Here is a 25,783-nt window from a genome sequence, read left to right as displayed (position 1 = left end):
CCATGGCCGCCGCCACGCTGCGCGATGTGCGCTACGCCTTCGGCGAGAACCCGCTGACCGCCGTCGCCCTCGCCATCTTCCTGCTGCTCGTCGCCTGCGCCGTCGTCGGCCCCGCTCTGGTGCCCTACGACCCGCTGGCCACCAACTCCGACCTCCGCCTCCTGCCGCCGTCCGCCTCCCACTGGTTCGGCACCGATCGGCTGGGCCGCGACATCCTCAGCCGCGTGGTGGTGGCCGCGCGCCTCGACCTCGGCATGGCCGTCTCCGCCGTCACCCTGTCGCTGGTGATCGGCACCGCACTGGGCGCAGTGGCGGGCTACCGCGGCGGCTGGGTCGACAACGTCATCGGCCGCCTGTTCGACACCATCATGGCGTTTCCGCTCTTCGTGCTGGCGATGGGCATCGTCGCGGCGCTCGGCAACTCGGTCGCCAACATCGTCATCGCCACCATCATCATCAACCTGCCCTTCTACGGCCGCTTCGCCCGGGCCGAGGTGAACATCCGCCGCGAGCTCGCCTACGTCGAGGCGGCACGCATGGGCGGGAACGGCGCGGCCATCATCCTCGCCCGCCACCTCGTGCCCAACATCATGCCGCCGATGATGGTGCAAGCGTCGCTCAACATGGGCTGGGCGATCCTGAACGCCGCCGGCCTGTCCTTCATCGGCCTCGGCGTGCGCCCACCGGAAGCCGAGTGGGGCATCATGGTGTCGGAGGGCGCGAGCTTCATCTTCTCCGGCGAATGGTGGACCTTCGTCTTCCCCGGCGCCGCCCTGGTGCTCGCCGTCTTCTGCTTCAACCTGCTCGGCGACGGCCTGCGCGACATGATCGATCCCCGGAGGCGCACATGAGCGCGCCGCCGCTGCTCGACGTGACCGGCCTGACCCTCGACTTCCGCACCCGCGCCGGACGCGTCAAAGCCCTCGACAACGTCTCCTTCAGCGTCCAGCGCGGCGAGATCCTCGGCATCGTCGGCGAGAGCGGCTCCGGCAAGTCGGTGAGCGCCTATGCGGTCATGGACCTGCTCGACGGCAACGCCGAGATCCGGGCCGGCACGATGCGCTTCGGCGGCGCCGATCTCATCGAGCGCGACCGGGCGGCGGTGCGGCGCATGCGCGGCCGCGAGATCTCGATGATCTTCCAGAGCCCGCGCACGGCCTTGAACCCGATCCGCTCGGTCGGGCGGCAGATCGAGGACGTGCTCGTCCGCCACGGCCCAGTGCCACGCCGGCAGGCCAAGGAGAAGGCGATCGCGGCCCTGCGCAAGGTCCGCATTCCCGACCCCGAGCGGCGCTACGACGCCTACCCCTTCGAGCTCTCGGGCGGCATGTGCCAGCGTGTGATGATCGCCATGGCGCTCGCCTGCGAGCCGATGCTGCTGATCGCCGACGAGCCGACGACCGGCCTCGACGTCACCACGCAGGCGGTGATCCTCGATCTGATCCGCGACCTCGTCGACAACGCGCGCATGGCCGCGGTCCTGATCACCCACGATCTGGGTCTGGCCGGCGAATACTGCGACCGGGTCACGGTCATGCATGCCGGCCACGTGGTCGAGACGGCGCCGATGGCCGCCCTGCTCGGCCGGCCGGCCCACCCCTACAGCGCCAAGCTGATCGCCGCCACGCCGTCGTCGGCCGACAGCATCGACGGGCTGGCGAGCATTCCCGGCAACCTGCCGAACCTGCTGCGCGACGACCTGCCCTTCTGCCGCTTCCGCGATCGCTGCGACCGGCGGATCGCGCGCTGCGACGCCGAGCCGACACCGATCGCCGCGGTCGGCGAGGACCATGTCGTACGCTGCTGGAGCCCGCTGTGACGCCGCTGCTCGAAGCCACGGGGCTGAAGCGCTTCTATAAGGTCGGCGCGGGCCGCAAGCGGGGCGTGCTGCATGCGCTCGACGGCGTCGACCTCGCCATCGGCACGGGCGAGAGCGTCGGCTTGGTCGGCGAGTCCGGCTGCGGCAAGTCCACCCTGGCGCGCGTCCTGGCGCGCCTCGTCGAGCCGACCGCCGGAAGCCTTCGCTTCAAGGGTGAGGACATCGCCGCGATCCCGCTGGCGCGCTTCATCACGAACCCGTTGCGGGCTCGTATCCAGATGGTCTTCCAGGACCCGACCGAGAGCCTCAATCCGCATTTCACCGTGGGCGACGCCATCGCCGACCCCATCCGGCGGCTGACGGGGGCGGCGGACAAGGCCGAGCTCGACCGCCGCGTGCGGGCCGCGCTTGCCATGGTCGGCCTGCCGGACGCCCTGATCGGCCGCTACCCGCACCAGCTCTCGGGCGGCCAGAAGGCCCGCGTCGGCATCGCCCGAGCGGTCGCCGTCGAGCCGGAGCTGCTGATCCTGGACGAGCCGACCTCGGCCCTCGATGTCTCCGTGCAGGCGGTGGTGCTGAAGCTGCTCGCCGACCTGCGCGCCCGGCTCGGCATGAGCTACGTCTTCGTCTCGCACGACCTCGACGTGGTGCGCCTGCTCTGCGAGCGCGTCGTCGTCATGTATCTCGGCGAGGTGATCGAGACGGCGCCGACGGAAGCGCTGTTCGCGAGGCCGGCGCATCCCTATACCCGCGCCCTGCTCGCCGCCATCCCCGATCCGCACCGCCGCGGCCAGCACCCGCCGCGGCTCGACGGCAGCCCGCGCAGCCCGATCGATCCCGACCCGGACGTCTGCCAGTTCTACGGCCGCTGCCCCCGGGGGCAGCCGATCTGCGCCCAATCGCGGCCGCCGCTGCGGCCGGTGGGCAACGGGCACCTGGCCGCCTGCCACTTCGCCGGAAATCCCATCTAGAGGACACGACAGACCATGCCGTCAGCCGCCGACAATGCCATCGCCCGCCTTACCGCCGTCGAGATCGCGCAGAAGGTCAAGCGCAAGGAGCTGAGCGCGCTCGAGGTGGCGGAGGCATCGCTTCGCCGCATGGAGACGCTGGAGCCCCACATCTGCGCCTTCAGCGTCCCCACCCCGGAGGTGGCGCGGGCCGCCGCCGGCGAGGTGGATCGCAAGATCGCGGCGGGCGAGGACGCCGGGCCGCTGGCAGGCGTGCCGATCGGCATCAAGGATCTCGTCGCCACCAAGGGCATCGAGACCGCCATGGGCTCCAACCTCTACAAGGGCTGGATCCCCGACGAGGACGACATCGTCGTCGAGCGCCTGAAGGCGGCCGGCGCCGTCATCCTCGGCAAGACCAACGTGCCGGAGTTCGGCTACTCCGGCGTCGGCCACAACCCGCTCGGCCTCACCACCCGCAACCCGTGGAACCTGGCGCTGACGCCGGGCGGCTCGTCCGCCGGCTCGGGCGCTTCGGTCGCCTGCGGCGTCTCGCCCTTCGCCATCGGCTCCGACGGCGGCGGCTCGGTCCGCATTCCGTCCGCCCATTCCGGCCTCTACGGCATGAAGGCCTCGATGGGGCGCGTGCCGCTCTACCCCGGCTGCCGCGACGAACGCTTCCCCGGCGTGTCGAGCTGGGAATCGCTCGAGCACATCGGCCCCATGAGCCGCACGGTCGCCGATTCGGCGCTCATGCTGAGCGTCATCGCGGCGGGCCCGGACATGCGCGACCGCTATTCGCTGCCCGGGCCCGAGTTCGACTGGACCGAGGCGGCCAAGCTCGCCTCCCTCAAAGGATTGCGCGTCGCCTACTCGGCCGACTGGGGCTACGCCGCCGTCGACCCGGAGGTGCGCCGCGTGGTCGGCGAGGCCGTCAAGGTGTTCGAGCGGGATCTCGGCTGCATCGTCGAGGAGGCCAATCCCGGCTGGGAGGACCCCGGCCCCCACTTCTGGACCCTGGTGATGGCGGAATCCGACCTCACCGGCATGCGCAAGATGATCAAGGGCCGGGAAAGCGAAGTCTCGCCGCACCTGGTCGCGTTGATCGAGCAGGATTGGACGGCGGCGCAGATCACCGATGCCAAGACGGTGCGCAAGGCCGTGGTCAACAAGATGTGGCGCTTCATGCAGCGCTACGACGTCCTGCTGACGCCGACGCTCGCCGTCCCCCCGTTCCCGGTTCACATGCAGGGACCGGAGATGATCGAGGGCCGGATGGTGAGCACCGGCGCATGGCTCGCCTTCACCTCGATCATGAACATGACCGGCCAGCCCGCCGCCTCGATTCCCGCCGGCTTCACCAGGGACGGCCTGCCGGTCGGCCTCCAGATCATCGGCCGCCACCTCGACGATCCGATGGTGCTGCGCGCCTCGGCGGCCTTCGAGGCGGCCAGGCCGTGGGCTGACGCCTGGCCGCCGCTGGTCGCCGAGCTGGGGCTCTGAGCCCGATCCGACGTCGTCCAGCCGTTCCCTCAACCAGCGTCGGCGACGTCTTCGCCGACGCTGCCGACTACGCAGATCCACTCTAGCTCTTGAGGAGAATATCGCATGTTCGAGGTCAATCGCAGGCAAGCCTTCGGACTGGTCGGCGGCGCTGCCGCGCTGTCCATGACCGGCGGGTGGCAGGTGGCGCAGGCCGCCACCCCCAAGGACACGCTGATCCTCCTCAACGAGATGGGGCCGAACTCGCTCGACACCATGCTGCCGGCGGCCAACGATCAGAGCCGCATGGTCGCCTGGAGCGTCTACGACCGGCTGGTGACGCACGGCACCAAGACCCTGCCGAACGGGGCGACCGGCTATGACGCGTCGGTCTTCAAGCCCGAGCTCGCCGAGAGCTGGGAGGTGCTGGACGGCGGCAAGACGTTCGTCTTCCACTTGCGCAAGGATGCCAAGTTCCATGACGGCAGCCCTGTCACCGCCGAGGACGTGAAGTGGTCCTTCGACCGCGCCATCGCCGCGGGCGGCTTTCCGGCCGTGCAGATGGCGGCCGGCTCGCTCGTCAGCCCCAACCAGTTCACCGCGGTCGACGACCACACCTTCAAGATCACTTTCGAAAAGGCCAACAAGCTCGCCTTGCCCGACCTCGCCGTGCCGGTGCCCTGCATCGTCAACAAGAAGCTGGTGCTCAAGCACGTCACCGACGCCGATCCCTGGGGCCTCGAATGGACCCAGCGCAACGACGCCGGCGGCGGCGGCTTTGCGGTGGCGAGCTGGAAGCCGGGCGACCAGCTCGTGCTCACGCGCTTCGACGACTGGAAGAGCGGGCCGCTGCCCGAGCTGAAGCGGATCGTGTTCCGCCAGATCGCCTCGCCCGGCACGCGCCGGGCGCTGCTGGAGAAGGGGGACGTGGACCTGTCCGTGGGCCTGCCGCCGAAGGACTACGCCGAGCTCGCCGCGGCCGGGAAGCTCAAGGTCATCGGCACGCCCGTGCAGGGCGATCTGCTCTTCATCGACATGAACGTCCAGATGAAGCCCTTCGACAATCCCAAGGTCCGCCAGGCCATCGCCTATGCGATCCCCTACGCGCAGATCATGGACAGCGCCCTCTACCAGCGCGGCGTGCCGATGTTCGGGGCCGATCCGGCGCCGCAGACCTACCCGCCGACCTGGCCGACCCCGTCGCCGTTCAAGACCGACCTCGACAAGGCCAAGGCGCTGCTGGCCGAGGCGGGGCTCGCCAACGGCTTCGAGACCACCCTGTCGTTCGACCTGAGCCAGGCGACGACGCGCGAGCCGATCGCGGTGCTCGTGCAGGAGTCGCTCGGCAAGATCGGCGTCAAGGTCACGCTCGAGAAGGTACCGGGCGCCAACTGGTTCGCCAACATGGCGTCGAAGAAGATGCCCTTCGTCATCGCCGAATTCTACCCCTGGCTCGACTATCCCGAGTACCACTTCTTCTGGACCTATCACGGCGGCAACAATTCCGTGTTCAACACTTGCAACTACGTCAATCCGAAGCTCGATGCCCTGATCGAAACGGCGCGCTTCACCACCGATGATGCGGAATACAAGAAGACGCTGAGCGAGATGGTCGCCGTCGTCATGGCAGACGTGCCGCGCATTCCGCTGGCCCAGTTGTTCAGCGACGTCGCCATGCAGCCGAACATCCAGAACTACGTCTACTGGTTCCACCAGCACATCGACTACCGCAGCATCAAGAAGGGCTGAACGGGCGCATCTCGTCGCGCCCACCGGCGCCCCCGCCGATGCCGCCATCGGCGGGGACGCATCCTCGCTTGCAGACATTCGAGCGCCTTCGGACTGGAGACGGCCGCGGGCGTGGTTAGGACAGGACATCGAAATGCGTGACGCCCTCGGCGCCTTCGTGCAGCACGTCGACTGCGTGGTGCAGGGGGCGAGGTCCGGCCGCCTCGCGGGCATGACCTTCGCGGCCAAGGATCTGTTCGACGTCGCCGGCTACGTGACCGGCAGCGGCAACCCCGACTGGGAGCGCACCCATGCTCCGGCAAAGCGCCACGCCGTGGCGGTGCAGGCGCTGCTGGACGCCGGCGCCACGCTTGCCGGCAAGACCATCACCGACGAGATCTCGCTCGGTCTCGTCGGGCGCAACCAGTTCTACGGCACCCCGCTCAACCCGAAAGCGCCGGACCGGGTGCCCGGCGGCTCATCCAGCGGCTCGGCCTCGGCGGTCGCCGGCGGCCTGGTCGACACCGCGCTCGGCACCGATTCCGGCGGCTCCGTCCGCACCCCCGCAGCGTTCTGCGGCCTGTTCGGCCTGCGGCCCACCCATGGCCGCATCTCCGTCGCCGGCATGGCGACCCAGTCGCCCAGCTTCGATACCTGCGGCTGGTTTGCCGCCGACGCGGAGACCTTTGCCCGGGTGGGCGAGGTGCTGCTCGGCGCGCCGGTGCCGAACGGCGGTCCGACGCGCATGATCGTCGCCACCGATTGCTTCGCCATCGCCGAGCCGGAGGTGCAGGCGGCGCTCGACCCGGCGGTCAGGACGCTCGGCGGCCTGTTCGCCACGGTGCGGGAAGCGCCGCTCGCCGACGGCGACATCCTCGCCTGGTCGCGCCATCAGTCGCTGCTGCAGCGCGGCGAGTTCTCCAAGACCTTCGCGCCCTGGGTCGAGCGTTGCGTGCCGCGCTTCTCCATCGAGGTCGGCACCAGCCTGGCGCTCGGCGCCCTCCTCACCGAGGACGACCTGGCCGGCCCCAACGCGTTCCGCGCGACGGCGAAAGCGCGCCTCGGCGACCTCCTCGGTGACGACACCGTGCTCTGCCTGCCGACGGCGCCGATCCTGCCACCGCGGCGCGACGAGCCGTTCTCGGCCCTGACGCGCTCGGTCAGCCGCATCATCGAGCTGACCTGCATCGCCGGGCTCACCGGGCATCCGCAGATCAACCTGCCGCTCGCCCATCACGACGGCATCCCGGTGGGCCTGTCGCTGATCGGGCCGAAGGGCTCGGACGAGCGCCTCGTCGCGCTGGCCCGCAGGGTCGAGGGGCTCGCCCGGAGGTGACGGATGGGCGCAGACGGGCTCGACCGCGCGTCGAGCCCGGGAGCACCCGGCAACGGTGGAGCATTTTCAAGCGAAGTGGACGCCGGTTCGCGTGAAGAAAATGCGACAAAACAAATAGATAGAGCACCTCCACGATTCGAAGAACCCGAGGGTCAGCTCCGGATGACCCAGAGCTTGCGGACGGTCTCCAAAACGTTCCACGTCCCCCGGAAGCCGGGACGGAGCACGAACGCGTCACCGGCGCGCAGGGTGCGGGACGGCCCGCCCTCCTCGCTCAGCTCCACCACGCCGGATAAGATCGTGGCAAACTCCCAAGCGCCATCCTTGATGGAAATCCAGGCGCCGGGGGTCGCTTCCCAGACGCCGGCCGTCACCTGCCCCCGCTCATCCCTGTCGAGCTCCCAGGTCCGGAACTCCGGCGCTCCCCCGACCACGCGGTCCGGCGGCGGATGGCTGACGACGGGGGCGGGCAGGCCGTCGAGCCCGAAGACGTTCAACTGCGGAATCATGGCATTCTCTGATGGGGTGCGCAGCAGTCAGCCTGATACGGCCTGCGCGATCCGCGACCGATCGGTGATGAGCACGTATTTCGATTCAAGATATTCCTCGATGCCTTCGGACGAGCCTTCGCGGCCGAGGCCGGACTCCTTGACGCCGCCGAACGGCGCCATCTCGCTCGAGATCAACGTGTCGTTGACGCCCACCATGCCGGTCTCGAGCGCGTCCACGACACGCCACATGCGATTGAGACCTTCCGTGAAGATGTAGGCCGCCAGGCCGTAGGGCGTGTCGTTTGCGGCTGCGATGACCTCCCGTTCGTCGCGGAAGCGCACGAGCGCGGCCACGGGACCGAAGGTCTCCTCGCCGCAGATCAGCATCTGCGAGGTCACGCCCGTCACCACCGTGGGCGCGAAGAAGGTTCCGCCCAGCGCATGCCGACGGCCGCCGACGGCGATCCGCGCGCCCTTGGCCACCGCATCGGCAATGTGGCGCTCGACCTTCCGCACCGCCGGCTCGTTGATGAGCGGCCCCTGGACCACGCCGTCCTCAAAGCCATTCCCCACCTTGAGCGAGCCTACGACCGCCGACAGCCTGGCCGACAGCGCGTCGTAGATGCCGTCCTGCACGAAGATCCGGTTGGGCGAGATGCAAGCCTGTCCGGCGTTGCGAAACTTGCCGGCGATGATGGCGTCGACCGCGATGTCGAGATCCGCGTCGTCGAACACGATGAGCGGCGCATTGCCGCCCAGCTCCATCGAGACCTTTTTGACGGTGCCGGCGCACTGGGCGATGAGCAGCTTGCCGACGGCGGTCGACCCCGTGAAACTGATCTTGCGGACGAGAGGATTGGAGGTCAGCTCTCCCCCGATAGGGGCCGGAGCGCCGGTGACCACGCTGATCACGCCGTCGGGAAATCCCGCCCGCACGGCGAGCTCGGCGAGCGCGAGCGCCGAAAAGGGGGTCAGCTCCGACGGCTTGATGACCACCGGGCATCCAGCAGCAAGGGCTGGAGCGCATTTGCGGGTTATCATCGCGATCGGGAAGTTCCACGGAGTAATCGCTCCGACCACGCCCACGGGCTGGCGCAACACGAGCTTGCGGCCGCCCGGCTTCACGCCGAGCTGCGTCTCGCCGTGGACGCGCTTGGCCTCCTCGGCGAACCATTCGACGAAACTGGCGCCGTATGTCAGCTCTCCGCGCGCCTCCGCCAGCGGCTTGCCCTGCTCCAGGGTGAGGAGACCGGCCAGGTCCTCCCCATGGGCGACGATCAGCTCGAACCATCGCCGGAGCATCGCGCTGCGCTCGCCCGCGGTCAGCGCGCCGAAGGCGCCGCGCGCCGCGTCGGCCGCCGCGATCGCCCGGGCGGTGTCCTCACCGTCCAGGGAGGGGACGGCGCCGATAGTCCGTCCGGTGGAGGGGTCGGTGACCTCGATGACGCGGCCGTCACGGGCATCGATCCAATCGCCCGCGACGAACGCCTGCTGCCGGAACAGGGCCCGGTCCCTGAGGAAGGCCGGGGCGTCCGACGGCATTCTCCTTTCGATGGCGGCCATCCTGTTCGTCTCCTCCGTCTCTGCCGACCGTTCAGGTCTTGTCCTCGGTGCCGGCGGGAGCGAGCCCGGCCAGCAGGCGATGGATCGCCGGCACCTTGCGCCCGGCAATTTCGTCGTCGTCCTTGCGGGCCACGGACGCGCGGACGGTCGAACCCGCGACATACTGGATGGGCTCGGGCGGAAACCTGCGCCCGGACCGGTTGACGAAGGCGTTCTCGGTCCAGCGCTCCTTTCGCTCGAGAGCGAGGCCGGCCAGGATACGGCCACCGATGCGGCTGGGGCCCACGCCGTTGCCGCTCCAGCCGACGCCGTAGATGATGTTCGGCGACTGCCTGAAGGCCCCGATCAGCGGCAAGCCATCGTAGGTCCGGTCGATGGGACCGGACCATCCGTAGGCGATGGGCACGTCCACGAGAGACGGATACACCCGTCTGAAGTTCTGCTCCGTCGTCCCGATTCCTGCGGCGTCGGCATAGACGCCGGGCGTCAGACGGTTGCCGAACGACAGGTTGGCCACGCCCATGCCGTACACCAGACGGCCGCTGCGCGTCGTGCGGTAGTAATTCAGGCGCGACTGCGAGTCGGTGATGGTCTCTCCGCCGGTCCAGCCGATGCTGGCCAGACGGTCGGGAATGGGATCCGTGGCGACGATGGCGCTGGTGACCAGCACCATCGAGCGCGCCAGCTCGTTCAGGTGCGCCGCTGCGATGTTCGACGCCACGATGACCTTGTCCGCGGTGACGAGACGCTCGCCGACCTTGAGTGTCACGCGCCGGCCAGGAGCCACCTGGCGGACTTCGGCATCCTCATAGATTTCGACACCTCTGCGAAGGGCGATGATGGCGAGGCCGTACCCCAGCTTGCCCGGGTGCACCTTGCCGTTGACGGCCTCGAAAGCGCCGCCGATATGTTGGACGGACCCGGACCGCCGGGCGACCTCCGCGCCGTCGACGGTGCGGAAGATGTCGCCCCGCCCGAGCGCCCGGGCTTTCTCGACGACCCCGCTCCATGCCCCGAGGTGCGCTCGGGAGGTCGCGGTCCAGAGCCAGCCGCCGAGGTCGACCTCTGCGTCGACCTGCTCCTGCTCGAGGAAGTCGCGCATCTCGACGACATTCTGCGTCGTCTGGTCGGCGAGCCAGCGTCCGTCGTCCTCGCCTGCGATCTGGACGAGCCGGCCGATTTTCGGCCACCAGCTCATGAGGAAGCCACCGTTCATGCCTGACGCACCGTGTCCGGCGCGCCCCTTCTCCAGAACGGCGACACGCAGCGTGGGCGCCAGCGACTTGAGCCATATCGCCGACCACAGCCCGACGAAGCCGCCGCCGACGATCGCAACATCGACCGACAGGTCCATGTCGAGCTGACCGCCAAGGCGCGGCAAGGATTGGATTTCAGAGAGCCAGAGGGGCTCGCGTTTCATGACACGTCTCGGTTCATAGGCACGAGTTTGAAGAGACCGGCCACACGGGCGGCCGGTCGCAGACGTCAGAATGTCGGCTTCAGCGGGTCAGTCGGGGGCGAAAGACGTCCGCTCCAGCGTCTCGATGTGCTTGGGGCCGTACGTCGGGATGATGTAGGTATCGAAGATCCGCACGCAGTTGTCGGAACAGAATTGGAGCTTGCGCTCGGCCCGCGTCTCGGTCTTGATCTCCCAGGTCACGAGTTGCCCGCAGCACGCGCAGTGCGCCCTTTCGTAGACTTCCTCGGGCCTCATTTTGTCTCTCCTTTTGCGCGGGCAGCTGTCGTGGCGGCCAGGTCGAGCTCGAACGTCGTAGCCGAGATGACCACGCCGAAATGAGTTCTCGCCTGTTCGACGCTGAGCAGTTCGTCCTGCACGTCGGCGACGACGCTGGCTGGATCACGCGTGAACGGATCGCCGTAACCAGCCCCGTTACCGGTAATGACCAGGACCTCGTCGTCGGTCTTCAACGGGACGTTCGAAAACATCCCGGGCGCGACCACGCCGAACTTCTCCACGGCGCTCATCCACCGGTCATCGCCCGGCGATCGAAAAGCGAGGATGTTGGTCGCCGATGGCGCTCCTCCGGCCAGGCCCGGGGCCGGCTGCTCGACACGGCTGATGGTCGAGCTGGCGACCAGCTCCCTGCCATAGACCTTGACCCGCCGGCGCGCGCCGAAGCCGCCCCGATGCTTGCCGGCGCCGCCGCGAAACGGCTCCATCTCGAATTCCAGGTGCGTGATCGGGTAGCGGCTCTCCACGATCTCGATCGGCTGAATGGCGCAATTGCCCAGCTTGGAGAATTGCACGCTGTTGCCGTCGGCATACTTGGAGCCGCCCCAGCCGGTGCCTTCCAGCTGGAGGAAGGCAAACGGCAGCGAGGTACGGTCGTCGACGCCGCCGAAGGCGATCAGGCCCAGGCTGTTGCCGTCCGGCGCCGGCGCCTCGTCGGAGAACTGCGCGAAGGCGCGCAGCAGCATATCGATGACGACCGGCTGGCCTTCCGAGTTGCCCGCCATCGAGGCGTGCGGATAGTCGATGTTGGTGAGCTTTCCGTAAGGCGAGATCACCGTGATACAGCGATAGCAGCCTTCATTGATCGGGATGTCACGGTCAGCCATCTGGAAGACGGCCTCGTAGCCTGCCGACGACGACGAACCGTAGGTCATGGCCATCGACCCGTTGGCCGGATCGTCCGAACCGGTGAAATCGATGATGAGCTCGTCGTCGCGCACCACGAGCTGGGCCTTGAGCTTCCAGCTCCGGTTCGGCGTCACCCCGTCGGATTCGAAGCAATCGTTGATCTCGTAGACGCCGTTCGGCCAGGAGGCGATCTGTCGGCGCATGAGACGCTCGGAGACATTCTTCAGGTCGATACAGGCCTGACGGTAGGCATCGAGCCCGTAGCGATCGATGAGGTCCAGAATGCGCTGCTCGCCACGTCCGAGCGCGCCGACCATCGCCATGAAATCGCCGTAAGAGGATTTCGGCGTGCGGGTGTTGGCCAGCAGCAGCTTGAAGATGTCGTCGACCTGCTTGTTGCGGCGGAAGATCTTGACGGGGGGGACCCGTAGTCCTTCCTGGAAGCAATTCTCGTGAATACCGAAGGCCGCGGGCACGGTGCCGCCGACGTCGACCATATGGGCGATCGACCCCACGTAGCCGACGATGACGCCGTCTCGGAACACCGGCTTGACGAGGATATGCTCCGGGATGTGGTTGTTGGAGCGGTAGGGATCGTTGGTGATGACGACATCACCTTCCTCGAGGTTCTCGATGCCGATCTCATGGAGCAAAAGCTTCACCGCATGCCGCGCGGATCCGAGCATGGCAGGCACGTAGTCCACCTGCGCCAAGAGCTCGACCTTCTCGTCGAAGACGACGACGATGAAGTCTCGCGCCTCGTTGAAGATCGGCGAGAAGCTCGTGCGGATCATCGCCGTGCCCATCTCCTCACACGTCGTGACGAGATAGTTGCGGATGATCTCCAGGAGGAAAGGATCCGTGGCGACGCCGCTGTCGGGCGCATCGTCGAACTTGGTATGGGCGTTCATTTGGCTCCTCCCTTCAGCTCGATCAGCATGTGGCCGTACTCGTCGACGATCGCGACCGCGTTGCGGGCCAGCAGCGTGGTCGTGTCCATCTGTCCGACGATGGCCGGCCCGGTGATCGTGGTCCCTGCCCCGAAGCTGTCCCGGTCATAGAGCGGGATTTCAGTGGGCTCGTCGTCGCCCGGCAGGATCACCGCCGCCGTCCCGATCGGCCGCGCTTCTCCTCCTGCCTTGATCTTCGGAAGCTCGATCGACTGGTGCGCAGCGCGCGCAGCCACGTTCAGGTTCAGAAACTCGATCTCCTCCCTGGGGATGCGATATCCGTAGAGGCGCTCGTGCTCGGCGTGGAAACGCCGAACGATCTCGGCGAAAGCGGCGGCGTTGAGATCGCCCTCGGGCACGGGGATCTCGAGCTCGAAGTTCTGACCGAAATAGCGAAGCTCCATCGTCCGCACGATGGTCGGCGCGACCGTCAGGCCTTCCTTGACGAAGTCCTCACGCGCCTTCTCTTCAAGGTCCTTGAAGACCCTGTCGGCGCGCCCCGCGTCCAGGCCGGACAGCAGCATGCGGCAGGTCTGCCGGTAGTCGAAGCGCGTCTCGCTGATCAGCGCTCCGAGCGCCGAGAAGGCGCCGGGATAGCGCGGCAGCAGGATCCTGCCGATCTGCAGCGCCCGGGCGAGCTCGCAGGCATGCAGCGGGCCGGCGCCGCCGTAGGGCACCAGCGTCGCGGCGCGGGGATCGTGCCCCTGGTCGATGGTCACCAACCGCATCGCCTGGGCCATGTTGTTGACGGCGACGTCGATGATGCCGCGCGCCACCCGCACCACCGACATCCCGAGCTTGTCGGCGAGCGGTTCCAGGGCCTTGTGCGCCAGGCCCGCATCGAGCTTCAGGTAGCCGCCCAAGGGGAAGGCTTCGACCATGCGGCCCAGAACCACGTTGGCATCGGTGATCGTGGCTTCCGTGCCCCCCAGACCGTAGCAGGCCGGCCCCGGCTTCGAGCCAGCGCTCTGCGGGCCGACCTTGAGGATGCCGGCCTCGTCGATCCTGGCGAGCGAGCCGCCGCCCGCGCCGATGGCGCGCACGTCGATCATGTTCACTGCGATGGGGACGCCGTATTCGAGCTCCTCGCGGGTCGTGAAGCCGGGGGTGCAGTTGGGCAGGAAGCCCGCCTCGAAGCTCGTCCCGCCCATATCCGCGATGATGACGTGCTGCTGCCCGGTCAGCCGGCCGATATAGCTGGATGCGATGATGCCGCCTGCCGGGCCCGACTTCACGAGGCGCGCCGGGGTTTCCGCCGCCGCGAGCGCCGTGGCCGCGCCCCCATTCGATTGCATGATCTGCAGCCGGTTGACCCCGGCGCTCAGGCAGCTCTGGTTCAGGCTCTTCAGATAGCTGTTCAGGAGCGGCTTGAGATGGGCGTCGACCACGGTGGTGCTGGTGCGCGTGAACTCGCCCCATTTCGGCAGAACGTCACACGACAGCGAGATCTGGAGGCCCGGCGCCATCTCCTCGATGATCGCGCGCGTCCGCATCTCATGGGCCTGATTCATGAACGAGAACAGGTATGAGACCGCGATCGCGTCGACGCCCTCGTCGAGGAGAAAACGGATCTCGTCACGGAGCTGCGCTTCATCGAGGGGCGTCTCGATGCGTCCGTCGAACAGCACGCGCTCGACCACGCCGCGGCGCAGCCGCCGCGCCACCAGTGCCGGCGTCTTCTGCCAATGCAGGTCGAAGTGATCCCGCCGCGTGACCCGCTGGATGGCGAGCAGGTCCCGGAACCCCTTGGTGGCCAGCAGCCCCACTTTCGCGCCCTTGCGTTCGAGCAGGGCGTTGGTGGCGACGGTCGTGCCGTACACGAGAACGTCGATGGCGTGCACCGGCAGGCCGGCCTTCTGCGAGGCATCTTCGATAGCGGACGCCGGGTCCGACGGCGTCGACAGGGTCTTGCCGACCAGGAGCTCGCCCGTACCGTCAACAAGAGCCACGAAATCGGTGAAGGTTCCGCCGGCGTCGGCTCCCGCTCTCGCTTTTGCAATCATGTTCATGCTTGCCGTTCCACGTTATCGTTGCGTCACCAAACCACGACAATATGCAATTCAACTGCCAAAGTAGGCATCGAGGATGCTGGACTGTGAGAGAATATCAGCTGGCGACCCGGCCATCACGATCCTGCCGTCGTCGACGACATACATGGTGTCGGCAATTTGCGAGGCACGCTCCGGATTTTCTTCGACCAGGAGAATCGACAGGCCTTGAGCTTTCAGCTCGGCGATGGCGTCGTAGATCTGGTCGATGACGATCGGCGCCAGACCGAGGGACGGCTCGTCGATCATCAGCATGCTCGCGCCCGACATCAATGCGCGTCCGAGCCCGACCATTCGGCGCTCGCCGCCCGACAGGGAGGTGGCCAACTGGCTCTGACGCTCGGCAAGCTTGGGAAACAGCGCGAAGACACGCGCGCTCCGCTGCGCGACGTCGGCGGGGGACGCCCGGTAGGCACCCATCAGGAGATTGTCGCGGATGGTCATCCGCGCAAACAGCAGGTCGCCCTGGGGCGCATGCGCAATACCCAGCCTGGCGATCCGATCCGGAGCCAAGCCGGCGATCGGCCTGCCGTCGAAGCTGATGCTGCCCGCTCTGGGCCTGACCAATCCCGAGATCGTCCAGAGCAGCGTCGTCTTGCCGTGGCCGTTGGGGCCGACGACCGCCGCGATCGACCCGCGCGCCACGGACAGCGTGACATCCGAGACGACTTCGCGGCTGCCGTAGCCCGATCGCAGGCCACGAACGTCGAGAATAGCGCCGCTCATGCCGTCAGTCCCGGAGCACTGAGCAGGCGGTCGGCGGTCCGCGCGCCGAGATAGATCTCGACGACCTTCTTGTTGGCCAGCATCTGCGCCGTCGTGCCATCGAAGATCAACGCGCCCTGGTGCATGATCAGCATGCGGTCCGCGAGCTTCAGCAGAAACTTCATGACGTGCTCGATGATGATCAGGGTGACGCCCTGGGATCGCACCTCGTCGACCACCGTTTCGAAGACGGTCATCTCCGGCGGCGTGAGACCGCCCACCGGCTCGTCCATCATCAGCAGCCTGGGACTGGTCACCAGCGCGCCGGCCAGCATCACCAGCTTTCGCTCCAGCACCGGCATGTTGCCGACGATGACATCCGCCTTGTGGGCCATGCCCACCCGATCGAGGGCCTCATAGGCTTGCCGATGGGACGAGCCGTCGAACCAGAGGCCGGGCACACGCCGCTTCACGCGCCCGAAATAGGCGGCCACCCGAACGTTCTCGAGGGCCGTCATCGTCTCGAACGCCGCGTTGAGCTGAAAGGTGCGCGCCAGGCCGCGATGACACAGCCCTTCGGCCGACACCCCGGTCACATCCTCGCCGGCCAGCGTCACCGAACCGGACGTGGATCGCTGGATGCCGGACACCAGGTCGAACATCGTCGTCTTGCCCGCTCCGTTGGGGCCGCCGATGCCGACGGTCTCGCCGGCCGTGACCGCGAACGAGACATCCTGTACGGCGTTGAGCGCTCCGAACGACTTGGAGAGTTTCGAGCACTCGAGCATGGGGGTGGCCAGCGTAGCGCTCATGTCGCGCTCCCCGGTGCCGTGCCTCCGCTCTTGACCGCGGGCTGCGCCGCCGTCCAACGCCCGGTCCGGATCGCCGCGATCAGGCTGGCGATGCCGCCCGCCACCCCGGCCGGGTAGAAGATCACGAACACCAGCGTCACCAGCGCCAGCCCTCCGGTCCGCCACGCGCCAAACGCCTGGAAGATGTTGTCGGCCAACATCAGCGCGGCGCAGCCCAGCAGCGGCCCCCAGGTCGAGCCCCTGCCGCCGACTACCATCATGGAGAGCAGGAAGATCAGCAGGTTCATGTCGAGCAGCGTCGGCCCGACGGTCCGCAAGTAACCTGCATAGATCGCCCCGGCCAAGCCGGTCGCGATGGCGGACAACGCGAAGACGATGATCTGGTACTTGCGGAAATCCACCCCGCGCGAGCGCGCATAGAGCTCGTTGTCGCGGATGGCGCGGAATGCCAGCCCGAAGGGGCCATGAATGACGGCCAGCGCCAGCACAAATCCGCCGAAGAGCACGGCCAGCGCCAGATAGTAGTCGCCCAGCGCCCGATACTTGTAGCCGAGCAGCTTGGCCCAGCCCGGGTCGCCGTAGCCGATCAGGCCGCGGCTGCCGCCGGTGAAATTGTAGCAGATCATGTCGACCTGGCGGAAGCAGCCGACGTCGCTGACGACGAGGGCGGCGATGAGCATGGCCGTCGCCAGGGTCACGATCGCCACATACTCGCCGCGCATGCGGATGGTCACGACCCCGAGCAGCAGATTGAAGAGCACGGCTGCGGGCGACCCGAGCAGCATGGCCACCCAGAACGGCAGGCCGAGGTAGAGGGCGGTCATCGCCGTCGTATAGGCACCGACGGCGAAGGTTGCGACCTGCCCGAGCGTCATGATGCCGGCCACGCCGAACACCAGGTTCCACTGGACCACGATCGAGGCCCAGATGAAGAAGAGGGTGAGCTGCCCGGTCGTGTAGCCCGACAAACCGAACAGCGGCGTGAGGCAGCCGGCAGCGAGCAGGATCACGGCCAGGACGGTGTCGCGGCCGAAGCCGCCCAGCCGGTTGTTGCGCGACGTCATCACAGCCGGGCTCCCGCAGCACGACCAAAGAGGCCGTAGGGGCGAATGGCCAGAATGGCGATGGCGAGCGCGAGCATGGCCGGGAAGCCGTAGCGGGCGCCGAAGGCGAACTGGACCGCCACCTCGCCCAGGCCGAACAGCAGCGCGACCGCGGTGGACGCCCACAGATTGCCCAGACCGGCGACGGTGCAGATGACCAGAGCCTTGATCGTGGGCTGAGCCCCGACCGTCGGGAAGACGGTCGTCATCCCGGTCAGAAGAAGGCCCGACAGGGCCGACAGAATGCCAGCGAGGACCATGATCTGCAGGTAGACGCCGCGAACGTTCACGCCCATGAGCGCGGCGGCCGCGCGCTGCTGCGAGACGGCCCGGATGCTGCGCCCGAGCTCCGTCCGGTTGAGGAGCAGGCTGACCATAAAGGTCATCAGCGCGGCGGCCAGCAGCACCACGAGCGGCTGCGTGCGCAGCGACAGCCCGGCGATCTCGATGGCGCCGTCGAAGCTGAACGGCTGGAGGCGAGGCTCGGCCGAGAAGCCGACGGTCACGATGTTCTCGACCAGCGCCGAGGCGGCGACGGTTGCGATGATGACGTTGATGGGCGCGTTGGGCTTGTCGAAGAGCCACTGGATGACGCCGCCGTAGAGCAGAGCGCCGCAGGCGGCGCCCGTCAGCAGAGCGGCTGCGCCTCCAAGCCACCATGGCAGCCCGAGCAGCGTGCTGATCGCGTAGGCCGCATAGGCCCCCAGCATGAGGATGGCGCCATGGGCCATGTTGAGCATGCCGAGCGATCCCCAGATCATCGACAGGGCGACGGTGCCCATCGCGTACATGGAGCCCACCGCGAGCCCATTCAGAAGCAGATCGGCCATCGGCCCACCCCCTGTCGTCGGCGCGGCGCTACGAGAACCAGGGCGGCAGGATGAACGCGCCGTCGTTGTAGGGCGCCGGGAAGATCAGGTCCTTCTTGCCGCTCGCTTCCTTGATCTGGAACGTGAGGCTCGGCACGCCGAGCGACGGATCCTTCTGGTAGGCGGGATAAGCCTGCGCGCACTGCCACTCCGGATGATACGCCACGGATCCACAGACGCTGCGGTACACGTTTGATTTGAGAATGGCCGCCACCTTGCGGTTCTGGGTGTCGTTGCCCGGCTCTCCGGTACCGCCCGCAAGCGTGGCGGCGATCGCGTAGTGCATGATCTCGGAATAGGCATAGGCGGCCGGATCAATATTCACCGACGGGCCGAATTTGTCGTGGATCTTCTTGGCGAAGACCTTGCCTCGCTCGTCGGGGAGCACGCCGATCATGGTCGACGTCAGCACGCCGGGCGCCGCATCGCGGGCGACGTCGGCAAACGCCTGCAGCAGTGCCCCGTATTGCAGATAGACGAGGCTGTTGGTCGGCTTCGCCGCAAACTGTCGCTGGAAATTCGCAAGATCGCCTGAGAAGAAGTGCGTATTTGCGATGCAGGCCGGCTTCAGCGGCCGGATCTTGTCGAGCACGACGCCCCACTCGGTGGTCGGCACCGGGACGACCTCCTCGAAGGCGACCTCGAAGCCATACTTCGGAGCGTGCTGCTTGATCTGATCGGCGATGACCACGCTGTAGGGCAACGAGCCGATGACCAGCGCGATCTTGTTGTTCTGCGGCTTCCAGACGCCGGAGTCGCGGAATTGCGCCAGCATCACCGGGAGGTTCACGCCGTAGTAGGTCTCGGGCGGGCAGCTCATGAAGCAGCCGAAGTACCGCTTCGGATTGCTCATCACGGTCGTCTGATGCTGGATCGATGTATTGACGTGATTGTAGATAATTCCGGCGTCCGCGATCGGCTCGTATTCCGCATTGTTGGGGCCGATGTTGTAGACGCAGAAGATGCCATGCACGCCGTCGCGATCGATCAGGCGATTTGCAGCCGACACGACTTCTTCGGCGCTCATGTTCTTGGTATCGGCGAAGAACGGCTTCAGCGGTCGGCCGAGAATGCCGCCCATGGCGTTGACTTCTTCCACGGCCAGCTCGACGCCGGCCTTGCCGGACAGCCCGTCGGAGGCCGCGCCACCTGTCAGCGGCAGCATGGATCCGATCGGAATGGGCTCCCCGCCTGCCGCCATGGCGCCGTTGGCCCCTGCAATGACGGAGGGGCCCAATACTACCGCGCCGGCGCCGAACGACATCGCGCCGGAGAGCATTGATCGGCGGCTGTATCGGTTTTCGGCTTCACTTTCGGGCGATGTCTCGTTTTTTTTCGCCATTTACGCTCTCCGATGCGGCGGCTGGCTGACCCCGGAATTTAGACAGGCGAGACAATCCGCTGTCAATAGTGAGATCTCAGTTTGCGATGCAATTGCACGCATCAAAGCGCATCGATAAAATATCGTTTAATATCAAATAGATGATGAAATTCGCGCGGCGCCTATGGGAGCCACTGCGGCGACATTCGGCGCATCCGGGCCAAAATTTCTACAGGAATCGGCACTTCTGGCGCCATTCTTGGCACTACTGAGCGAACTGAGATTACAATTTGTGCGCCGCGAGAATTCTCGGCGTTGCGTCGCTCAAGAGCAGACGGCCGCGAAGCAGAAGCCGCAGCCGTCCTGGTCGAGCTATCGCACTCATCGCCGTTTACCAGTCGAGCGGCGTGTTCTCGTAGTCCACGTAATGGACGCCGCCGCTGCCGGCGCGTGCTGCCAGCGCCGAGGCGATGCCGGCGACGCTGGTCTTCACGTCGAGCGGCGCCTCGTCGCCGCCCATGTCGGTCTTGACCCAGCCCGGCGATATACAGAGATACGTGCGCGCATCGTTCGCCTGCCGCGCCGCGAAGCTTCGCATGAGCGTATTCAGCGACGCCTTGCTCGCTCGATAGACCTCCCAGCCGCCCTCGACGTTGAGGGCGATGCTTCCCAACCGGGACGACATGACTGCAACCGTGCCGGCACGCCTCACGCATGGCAAAAGCTTGGTGATGACCCGCATCGGGCTGAGGGCATTGCTGACCATCACGTGGACGAACTCTCCGTCGTCGACGGAACTTATGGTGTCGTCCGGACCGAGGCTGACGCCAGCATTGACGAAGAGCAGATCCAGGGAGGCGGCGGCCAGGCTCCGGGCGAGTGCGTCCACGGTGTCCGGCCGATTGATGTCGGCATGCCGGACCTGCAGCCTGTTCGTGTAGGTTCGCTCCAGCGCACGGAGAGAGTCGGTCGGGCTGCGCTGGCGGACGGTGGCGATGACGTGCCAGCCTCGCGCAAGGTATTCCTCGACGAGGCCGAGCCCGAGCCCTCTGGAGGCGCCGACGATGAGGACGGTGGGGGCCTGTGCGCGGGGCGTGTGCATCTCGACGTTCGTCATCGCGTGGTTCCCTTTCCAAGCTGCCTCTGGATCTCCTCGCTCTGACGCAGAGCCAGGGCGACGATGGTCAGCGTCGGATTAGCGGAGGCCGACGTCGGAAACACGCTGCCATCCGCGACGAAGACGTTGCCATTCTCGTGCAGCCGCCCCCACGGGTCCACGACGCCATCCGCGGCATCCCGGCTCATGCGGGCCGTGCCCATGTTGTGGGAGGCGGGCCAGGGGGGCGCCTCGTGGCTGCGCACGGCACCGGCCGCCGCGTGAATACCCGTCATGGCCGCGTAGGCGTGCTTCTGCATGGCGAGATCATTGGTGTGCTCCGTGTAATGGATCACCGGAACGGGCATGCCCGCGCGGTCGACCCGGTTCGTGTGCAGCGAGATGCGGTTGTCCGCCTGCGGCAGGTCCTCGCCATGGGCGAAGAGGCCCGCCATGTTGCCGTACCTTTCCATGAACCAGGCATAGTCCTCTCCCCACCAGCCGGGATCGATCGACGAAGCGATGGCCGGAAGAGACAACGACAGCAACTCGATGAAGTAGCCGCCGGCAAAGCCCCTGGACGGGACGTGCCCGGCCGGGTCGCTGATGAGGCCGGGCATCATTTCGCCGCGGTACATGCGCACGGGATGCTCGAAGATCGACCAGACCGAGGCGGTCGCATGGCGCATGTAGTACCGACCCAGATGGCCGGACCCGTTTCCCAGGCCATTCGGAGAGCGGCCGGAGGCGGACGCCAGCAGCAGCCTCGGCGTTTGCACAGCGTTGCCGGCGACGACCACCAGCGCGCAACGCTGGCGCCGGAGTGTCCCGTTAGGACCGACATAGACGACAGCCGTCGCCAGGCCGTCGCCGTCGTGCTCGATCATAACGGCCTGGCTGTTGGGCCTCAGGTCGAGATGACCCGTCGCCAGTGCCCTCGGTATCTCGATATAGTTGGTCGACCACTTGGCCCGCGAGCGATCGCCCTGCAGCGTGAAGCCATCCTGCGGGGAGGCGGGCCGCCCGTCATAGGGCACGGAGTTGATGGCGAGCGATCCGCGGCTGACCTGCCGGAACCCCACCGTCACCGCGCCATGGTGCATGACCTTGAAGTGGTTATTGACCGGATGATCCGGCATCCCGTTGTGGCCGGAAACCCCCATTCGGACCTCGGCACGGTCGTAATAGGGCGCCAGCTCGTCCGGGCCGAACGGCCAGTCGCACAGGGCCGCGCCGTCGATGGCTCCGTAGGTGCTGCGGGCCCGGAACTCATGATCCTGGAAGCGCAGCGCCACGCCCGTCCAGTGGATCGTCGTGCCGCCCACCGCCTTGCAGAGCCACGTGGGGTTGTCGGGCAAGTCCCGCGCGATCCGCCATCCGCCGGCCGCCACTTGTGGATCCTGCCAGGCGAGCATGGCGTAAGCGGCATGCTCGTCCTGGACGAAGTCGGCCGGGCCGATGGCAGCTCCGGCCTCCAGGAGGACGACGTCGATGCCGGCACGGCACAGCTCGCCCGCCACGACACCGCCGGATGCACCGGATCCGATGACGACGACCACCCGATCGTCGACCAACGCAAAGCTCGTCATGACAGCGACCTCACGGGGAAACGGGATCGGGCAGCCAGGTTGCATCGGCGATGCCCTGGCGTTCCTGCTCGCCGCGGCAGCCGAAAACGCCTTCGTAGCCGCAGCCCGCCCAGACGCGTGGATCGTCGTACAGATGATGAATGGAGCGGCCGAGCAGGGTGCGGAAGAAGCTGTCGCCCTCGATCGCCTGAAGAGCCTGCCGGATCTCCGGCGGGGACAGCGACGCCACGGGCCGGCCGAGGCTGCTCTCGAGCGAACGGCAACCGGACGCCAGGAGCTCGACATGCTGCGGTTCGCCGGCAAGCCGCGCGACGACGTTTCGATACACGTCGTCAGCCAGCCAGGCGTGCGGCAGGAGCCCCCTGATCAGGGCCGCCAGCGCGTCGGCGACATCGCCGAGCGGCGTGCTCTCCGGCGCGGCCACGGCGCCGCTTGCGAGGGCCCGCGGATCTTTCTCGGCCCGGACAGGGGACCGCCCGACCGCGACATGCCGATGCACGTGGGTCGCGCGAGGATCCGAACCAAACGATGGCATAACGCCGCCTGTATCTGAGATCTCAGTTATCGCGCCCGACATGCCTTTCCCCTTCGTTGTGACTTCTCGCCTGATGTCGTGAATTGAGGCCCAGGCGCCGGCCCAAGTTCAGCACCGAAGTCATGGCGCGGCGTCCGAGGGGGATACGGTACTTTCCGACTTCCACGATCACAAGAGGTATGCTTAGAGTGAGATCTCAAAAATGGCGATTGCCTCCGGTGCCGAGCCCCCTTGGCGGCGCGTGCCGGCGGCAGGTAGAATCGTGAGCAGATGAACGACAAGTTTGGTCCGTCCGGGACGGTGCAGACTGTTTCGGAGCCCGTGGAAAAATTCATGAAGAGAGCCGAGCCATCGCCCCTAGATCGGCTATTTTCCGCCGATCTTCTGACGCTCGACGGAGAACAGCACCATCCGGACGACAGTCTTGGGGTCAAAATATATCGGAACTTCCGGGAATCACTGCTGTCCGGCGTGCTCGCCGTCGGCGACCTTCTGAATACGCGCCCCCTTGCGGCCGCGCTGGGTGTCAGCACCATGCCGGTCAGGGAGGCGATGTCGCGCCTGGTCGCCGACGGGGGCCTCGAGCCATTGGCCAACCGAGCGTTCCGGGTTCCCGAGATCACCTCGGCCCAGTTTCGTGAACTCTATCTGATGCGGCTGCGCCTCGAGACATTGGCGGCGGAGCATGCTGCCGCACGCGCGACGGCGGCCGATCTCGCCGAGATCGCAAAGTCATTCGACGAGATGGCGCTACGCGCCGCATCCTCTTCCGCGCTCGACTATCTTGCGGCCCACCGGAGATTCCATTTCACGATCTACCGGATTGCTGCCATGCCGCTGCTGTTCAACGCCATCGAGACGCTATGGCTGCGCATGGGCCCGGTCATGAACGCGGGGTTGGGCCTCGCCAATGTCGAGGAGGAGACAGGAGCCCACCGCGATCTGGTCGCGGCGCTTCACCGGGGGGACCCCGGGGCGTCCGCCCGGGCCATCGACGAAGATCTGCGGATGGCGGGGGAACGGACCACGCGTTTCATCGCGGAACGGGAAGAGTTCCACACGGCGAGCCCGCCTGCCAGGCTCAAGCAGGAGCGGGGCAGAAATGCGAGCGGTCGCCGCCCCCTAGCATCGTCGCATTGATCGGCTGGCACAGACGGGAACCCCGATTGGATCCTGCGGCCGCGTGAAATGCTCATAGTCTTTTGAATCTGGAGCGCTTTCTCGCGATTGGGTGGTTCCACCCAATCGCCAAGCGCTCCAGGGCCGCCGTCCTCCAGCTCGACCGGTCAAACGATCAGCATTCCTTCGATCCGGCCTTCGACGCTGGGAGAGGGCTGCCACCCCAGCGGTTCGTTCTCGCCTCTTCGGCCGGAAAAGTCATAAGACAAGCATGTCCGATCGGATGGCATCATCTGACCGGCTCGTTCCAAATCAACGGCTTAGCGCTGCTTTGATCCCCAACAGCCGCTAAACCCGCAGCCAGCGGGCGCTGGCAGCCACGCCGAGCAGCAGCACGGCGATGATCAGCAACGCGGCCGGCAGGCTCATGACGTGGGCCACGAGGCCGATCGCCGCCGGCCCGACGAGGATGCCGGCGTAGCCGAGCGTGGTGATCGCCGGAATGGCGACGCTCTCCGGCATCACCTTCTGGCGCCCGACGGCGGTGAAGAGGATCGGCACGATGTTGGAGCAGCCGGCGCCGAGCAGGGCGTAGCCGGCGAGCGCGGCCTCCCAGGAGGGAACCAGCGTCGCCAGCGCAAGCCCGACGGCGGCGCAGATGGCGCCGGAGACGACGACGTTGATCGGGCCCAGGCGCTGCACCACGGCGTCGCCGGTGAGCCGGCCCGCGGTCATGGTCGTCGCAAACGCCGCGTAGGCGAGCCCCGCCACCGACGGCTCGGCGCCCCGCACCTGGCTCAGGAACACGGCGCTCCAATCCAGCGCCGCCCCTTCGGCCAGGAACATGATGAAGCACAGGATGCCGATGAACAGCACGACGCCATGGGGAATGGCGAACGGCGGCCCACCGCTCTCGCCGCCGGGCAGCAGCCCGGGAATGGCGAAGAGCAGCGCCAGCGCCATCCCGGCGACGACGACGAGGCTCGCCGCGAGCGGCGTGAGACCGACGCCGAGCAGGCCGCTGACGCCGGCCGCGCCGAGAATGCCGCCAAGGCTGAACAGGCCGTGGAAGCCCGACATCATCGGCCGGCCGGCAGCGCGCTCGACGATGACCGCCTGGATGTTGATGGTGCAATCGATCGAGCCGATGCCGGCCCCGAAGACGAACAGCGCCGCGGCAATGAGCGGCGCGCTCGACAGCGTCGCCAGCAGCGGCAGCGTGGCGCAGATGAGGCCGGTCGCGACGATCAGGACCAGCCGGCAGCCGAAGCGGGTGACGAGTGCGCCGGCGAGCGGCATGGCGACGATCGAGCCGACGCCCAGGCAGAGCAGCAGGAGGCCGAGCCCGGCATCGTCGAAGCCGGTCCGCGCCTTGACGAACGGCACCAAGGGCGCCCAGGCGGCGAGGCCGAAGCCGGCGATGAAGAAGGCCAGGCGCGTGGCGAGCTGTTGGGTCTGGCCGAGGCGCGCAGGCGTCGTCGCGGTAAGTGATTGCATGCGCCCCTGATCGCCCATCCGCGCCGCAATGGGAACCCCTGCCGGCCCTGAGCCTGCGGCGCATGCGCCCTGCTGGCGGAAGCGGAGCACTCTCCTGGCACGGGTGGCCGGCGGTGCACTGGCCGTTTTCGCATAGACATCGCCCCGCTCGCCAATAGCATCCGACCG

The 25,783-nt window shown here is 67.2% G+C and carries 22 protein-coding genes; 7 read left to right on the top strand and 15 right to left on the bottom strand.

Translation table 11 applies throughout. From position 1 onward, the window contains the following. Positions 1 to 2 precede the first annotated feature (2 nt). The 6 genes from ACZ5PO_RS14745 to ACZ5PO_RS14720 all read left to right on the top strand — a co-directional run bounded on the left by ACZ5PO_RS14745 (position 3) and on the right by ACZ5PO_RS14720 (position 7,315). On the top strand, positions 3 to 851 hold the full coding sequence (locus ACZ5PO_RS14745) for an ABC transporter permease (protein ID WP_464194679.1): 849 nt from the start codon (positions 3 to 5) through the stop codon (positions 849 to 851). Beyond that, on the top strand, positions 848 to 1,819 hold the full coding sequence (locus ACZ5PO_RS14740; RefSeq protein ID WP_464194677.1) for an ABC transporter ATP-binding protein: 972 nt from the start codon (positions 848 to 850) through the stop codon (positions 1,817 to 1,819). Before ACZ5PO_RS14745 ends, ACZ5PO_RS14740 begins: the two co-directional genes overlap by 4 nt. Then, a complete protein-coding gene (locus tag ACZ5PO_RS14735) occupies positions 1,816 to 2,790 on the top strand; it encodes an ABC transporter ATP-binding protein (protein WP_464194675.1) in 975 nt (324 codons plus the stop codon). Before ACZ5PO_RS14740 ends, ACZ5PO_RS14735 begins: the two co-directional genes overlap by 4 nt. A 15-nt stretch (positions 2,791 to 2,805) precedes the next feature. Continuing rightward, positions 2,806 to 4,272 carry an amidase gene (locus tag ACZ5PO_RS14730; RefSeq protein ID WP_464194673.1) on the top strand — a complete coding sequence of 489 codons (1,467 nt, stop codon included), beginning with the start codon at positions 2,806 to 2,808 and terminating at the stop codon, positions 4,270 to 4,272. A 105-nt stretch (positions 4,273 to 4,377) separates the two neighbouring features. Further along, positions 4,378 to 6,000: an ABC transporter substrate-binding protein gene (locus ACZ5PO_RS14725; RefSeq protein WP_464194671.1), complete on the top strand. Its 1,623-nt coding sequence runs from the start codon at positions 4,378 to 4,380 to the stop codon at positions 5,998 to 6,000. 133 nt (positions 6,001 to 6,133) lie between these two features. After that, positions 6,134 to 7,315: an amidase gene (locus tag ACZ5PO_RS14720; protein ID WP_464194669.1), complete on the top strand. Its 1,182-nt coding sequence runs from the start codon at positions 6,134 to 6,136 to the stop codon at positions 7,313 to 7,315. Positions 7,316 to 7,467: 152 nt separating this feature from the next. Here the strand turns inward: ACZ5PO_RS14720 and ACZ5PO_RS14715 are convergent, their stop codons facing one another. The 14 genes from ACZ5PO_RS14715 to ACZ5PO_RS14650 all read right to left on the bottom strand — a co-directional run bounded on the left by ACZ5PO_RS14715 (position 7,468) and on the right by ACZ5PO_RS14650 (position 22,888). Next, entirely contained in the window at positions 7,468 to 7,824 is a 357-nt protein-coding gene (locus ACZ5PO_RS14715) for a cupin domain-containing protein (RefSeq protein WP_464194667.1), read from the bottom strand. Positions 7,825 to 7,851: 27 nt separating this feature from the next. Continuing rightward, entirely contained in the window at positions 7,852 to 9,369 is a 1,518-nt protein-coding gene (locus ACZ5PO_RS14710) for an NAD-dependent succinate-semialdehyde dehydrogenase (protein ID WP_464194665.1), read from the bottom strand. Positions 9,370 to 9,400: 31 nt separating this feature from the next. Beyond that, complete coding sequence (locus ACZ5PO_RS14705) at positions 9,401 to 10,789, bottom strand: NAD(P)/FAD-dependent oxidoreductase (protein ID WP_464194663.1); 1,389 nt, start codon at positions 10,787 to 10,789, stop codon at positions 9,401 to 9,403. 87 nt (positions 10,790 to 10,876) lie between these two features. Further along, on the bottom strand, positions 10,877 to 11,083 hold the full coding sequence (locus ACZ5PO_RS14700; RefSeq protein WP_464194661.1) for a hypothetical protein: 207 nt from the start codon (positions 11,081 to 11,083) through the stop codon (positions 10,877 to 10,879). Next, positions 11,080 to 12,882 (bottom strand): hydantoinase B/oxoprolinase family protein, encoded by a 1,803-nt coding sequence (locus tag ACZ5PO_RS14695; RefSeq protein ID WP_464194659.1) that lies wholly within the window; start codon positions 12,880 to 12,882, stop codon positions 11,080 to 11,082. The genes ACZ5PO_RS14700 and ACZ5PO_RS14695 overlap by 4 nt, the downstream gene beginning before the upstream one ends. After that, positions 12,879 to 14,930, bottom strand: coding sequence for a hydantoinase/oxoprolinase family protein (locus ACZ5PO_RS14690; RefSeq protein WP_464194657.1), 2,052 nt, complete (start codon positions 14,928 to 14,930; stop codon positions 12,879 to 12,881). The genes ACZ5PO_RS14695 and ACZ5PO_RS14690 overlap by 4 nt, the downstream gene beginning before the upstream one ends. Before the next feature lie 51 nt (positions 14,931 to 14,981). Next, positions 14,982 to 15,695, bottom strand: coding sequence for an ABC transporter ATP-binding protein (locus tag ACZ5PO_RS14685; protein ID WP_464194655.1), 714 nt, complete (start codon positions 15,693 to 15,695; stop codon positions 14,982 to 14,984). Beyond that, positions 15,692 to 16,486, bottom strand: a complete 795-nt coding sequence (locus tag ACZ5PO_RS14680; protein WP_464194653.1) for an ABC transporter ATP-binding protein — start codon at positions 16,484 to 16,486, stop codon at positions 15,692 to 15,694. Before ACZ5PO_RS14680 ends, ACZ5PO_RS14685 begins: the two co-directional genes overlap by 4 nt. Next, positions 16,483 to 17,550 (bottom strand): branched-chain amino acid ABC transporter permease, encoded by a 1,068-nt coding sequence (locus tag ACZ5PO_RS14675; protein ID WP_464194651.1) that lies wholly within the window; start codon positions 17,548 to 17,550, stop codon positions 16,483 to 16,485. The genes ACZ5PO_RS14680 and ACZ5PO_RS14675 overlap by 4 nt, the downstream gene beginning before the upstream one ends. Beyond that, entirely contained in the window at positions 17,550 to 18,419 is an 870-nt protein-coding gene (locus tag ACZ5PO_RS14670; RefSeq protein ID WP_464194649.1) for a branched-chain amino acid ABC transporter permease, read from the bottom strand. Before ACZ5PO_RS14670 ends, ACZ5PO_RS14675 begins: the two co-directional genes overlap by 1 nt. A 28-nt stretch (positions 18,420 to 18,447) precedes the next feature. Further along, entirely contained in the window at positions 18,448 to 19,659 is a 1,212-nt protein-coding gene (locus ACZ5PO_RS14665) for an ABC transporter substrate-binding protein (RefSeq protein ID WP_464194647.1), read from the bottom strand. A gap of 511 nt (positions 19,660 to 20,170) precedes the next feature. Beyond that, on the bottom strand, positions 20,171 to 20,896 hold the full coding sequence (locus ACZ5PO_RS14660; RefSeq protein ID WP_464194645.1) for an SDR family NAD(P)-dependent oxidoreductase: 726 nt from the start codon (positions 20,894 to 20,896) through the stop codon (positions 20,171 to 20,173). Continuing rightward, complete coding sequence (locus ACZ5PO_RS14655; RefSeq protein ID WP_464194643.1) at positions 20,893 to 22,464, bottom strand: GMC family oxidoreductase; 1,572 nt, start codon at positions 22,462 to 22,464, stop codon at positions 20,893 to 20,895. The genes ACZ5PO_RS14660 and ACZ5PO_RS14655 overlap by 4 nt, the downstream gene beginning before the upstream one ends. A gap of 10 nt (positions 22,465 to 22,474) precedes the next feature. Further along, positions 22,475 to 22,888, bottom strand: coding sequence for a hypothetical protein (locus ACZ5PO_RS14650; protein WP_464194641.1), 414 nt, complete (start codon positions 22,886 to 22,888; stop codon positions 22,475 to 22,477). A 381-nt stretch (positions 22,889 to 23,269) separates the two neighbouring features. On the opposite strand from ACZ5PO_RS14650, the gene ACZ5PO_RS14645 reads away from it, so the two are divergent. Beyond that, complete coding sequence (locus ACZ5PO_RS14645; RefSeq protein ID WP_464194639.1) at positions 23,270 to 24,139, top strand: GntR family transcriptional regulator; 870 nt, start codon at positions 23,270 to 23,272, stop codon at positions 24,137 to 24,139. Between the two features lie 327 nt (positions 24,140 to 24,466). Here the strand turns inward: ACZ5PO_RS14645 and ACZ5PO_RS14640 are convergent, their stop codons facing one another. Further along, positions 24,467 to 25,615 (bottom strand): MFS transporter, encoded by a 1,149-nt coding sequence (locus ACZ5PO_RS14640; protein ID WP_464194637.1) that lies wholly within the window; start codon positions 25,613 to 25,615, stop codon positions 24,467 to 24,469. Between the last annotated feature and the right edge of the window lie 168 nt (positions 25,616 to 25,783).

The sequence above is a fragment of the Chelatococcus sp. KU-N122 genome, assembly GCF_055391085.1.
The sequence above is the reverse complement of the archived record's forward strand: the minus strand, read 5'-3'. Positions and strand labels throughout refer to the sequence as shown.

What these genes read in the sequence shown, in the direction of transcription:
- ACZ5PO_RS14670 (WP_464194649.1), bottom strand. Translation starts at nt 18,419, where the DNA reads ATGGCCGATCTGCTTCTGAATGGGCTCGCGGTGGGCTCCATGTACGCG.
- ACZ5PO_RS14710 (WP_464194665.1), bottom strand. Translation starts at nt 9,369, where the DNA reads ATGGCCGCCATCGAAAGGAGAATGCCGTCGGACGCCCCGGCCTTCCTC.
- ACZ5PO_RS14685 (WP_464194655.1), bottom strand. Translation starts at nt 15,695, where the DNA reads ATGAGCGGCGCTATTCTCGACGTTCGTGGCCTGCGATCGGGCTACGGC.
- ACZ5PO_RS14745 (WP_464194679.1), top strand. Translation starts at nt 3, where the DNA reads ATGGCCGCCGCCACGCTGCGCGATGTGCGCTACGCCTTCGGCGAGAAC.
- ACZ5PO_RS14695 (WP_464194659.1), bottom strand. Translation starts at nt 12,882, where the DNA reads ATGAACGCCCATACCAAGTTCGACGATGCGCCCGACAGCGGCGTCGCC.
- ACZ5PO_RS14730 (WP_464194673.1), top strand. Translation starts at nt 2,806, where the DNA reads ATGCCGTCAGCCGCCGACAATGCCATCGCCCGCCTTACCGCCGTCGAG.
- ACZ5PO_RS14740 (WP_464194677.1), top strand. Translation starts at nt 848, where the DNA reads ATGAGCGCGCCGCCGCTGCTCGACGTGACCGGCCTGACCCTCGACTTC.
- ACZ5PO_RS14660 (WP_464194645.1), bottom strand. Translation starts at nt 20,896, where the DNA reads ATGACGAACGTCGAGATGCACACGCCCCGCGCACAGGCCCCCACCGTC.
- ACZ5PO_RS14705 (WP_464194663.1), bottom strand. Translation starts at nt 10,789, where the DNA reads ATGAAACGCGAGCCCCTCTGGCTCTCTGAAATCCAATCCTTGCCGCGC.
- ACZ5PO_RS14680 (WP_464194653.1), bottom strand. Translation starts at nt 16,486, where the DNA reads ATGAGCGCTACGCTGGCCACCCCCATGCTCGAGTGCTCGAAACTCTCC.
- ACZ5PO_RS14645 (WP_464194639.1), top strand. Translation starts at nt 23,270, where the DNA reads ATGAACGACAAGTTTGGTCCGTCCGGGACGGTGCAGACTGTTTCGGAG.
- ACZ5PO_RS14655 (WP_464194643.1), bottom strand. Translation starts at nt 22,464, where the DNA reads ATGACGAGCTTTGCGTTGGTCGACGATCGGGTGGTCGTCGTCATCGGA.
- ACZ5PO_RS14725 (WP_464194671.1), top strand. Translation starts at nt 4,378, where the DNA reads ATGTTCGAGGTCAATCGCAGGCAAGCCTTCGGACTGGTCGGCGGCGCT.
- ACZ5PO_RS14690 (WP_464194657.1), bottom strand. Translation starts at nt 14,930, where the DNA reads ATGAACATGATTGCAAAAGCGAGAGCGGGAGCCGACGCCGGCGGAACC.
- ACZ5PO_RS14715 (WP_464194667.1), bottom strand. Translation starts at nt 7,824, where the DNA reads ATGATTCCGCAGTTGAACGTCTTCGGGCTCGACGGCCTGCCCGCCCCC.
- ACZ5PO_RS14720 (WP_464194669.1), top strand. Translation starts at nt 6,134, where the DNA reads ATGCGTGACGCCCTCGGCGCCTTCGTGCAGCACGTCGACTGCGTGGTG.
- ACZ5PO_RS14675 (WP_464194651.1), bottom strand. Translation starts at nt 17,550, where the DNA reads ATGACGTCGCGCAACAACCGGCTGGGCGGCTTCGGCCGCGACACCGTC.
- ACZ5PO_RS14640 (WP_464194637.1), bottom strand. Translation starts at nt 25,615, where the DNA reads ATGCAATCACTTACCGCGACGACGCCTGCGCGCCTCGGCCAGACCCAA.
- ACZ5PO_RS14665 (WP_464194647.1), bottom strand. Translation starts at nt 19,659, where the DNA reads ATGGCGGCAGGCGGGGAGCCCATTCCGATCGGATCCATGCTGCCGCTG.
- ACZ5PO_RS14700 (WP_464194661.1), bottom strand. Translation starts at nt 11,083, where the DNA reads ATGAGGCCCGAGGAAGTCTACGAAAGGGCGCACTGCGCGTGCTGCGGG.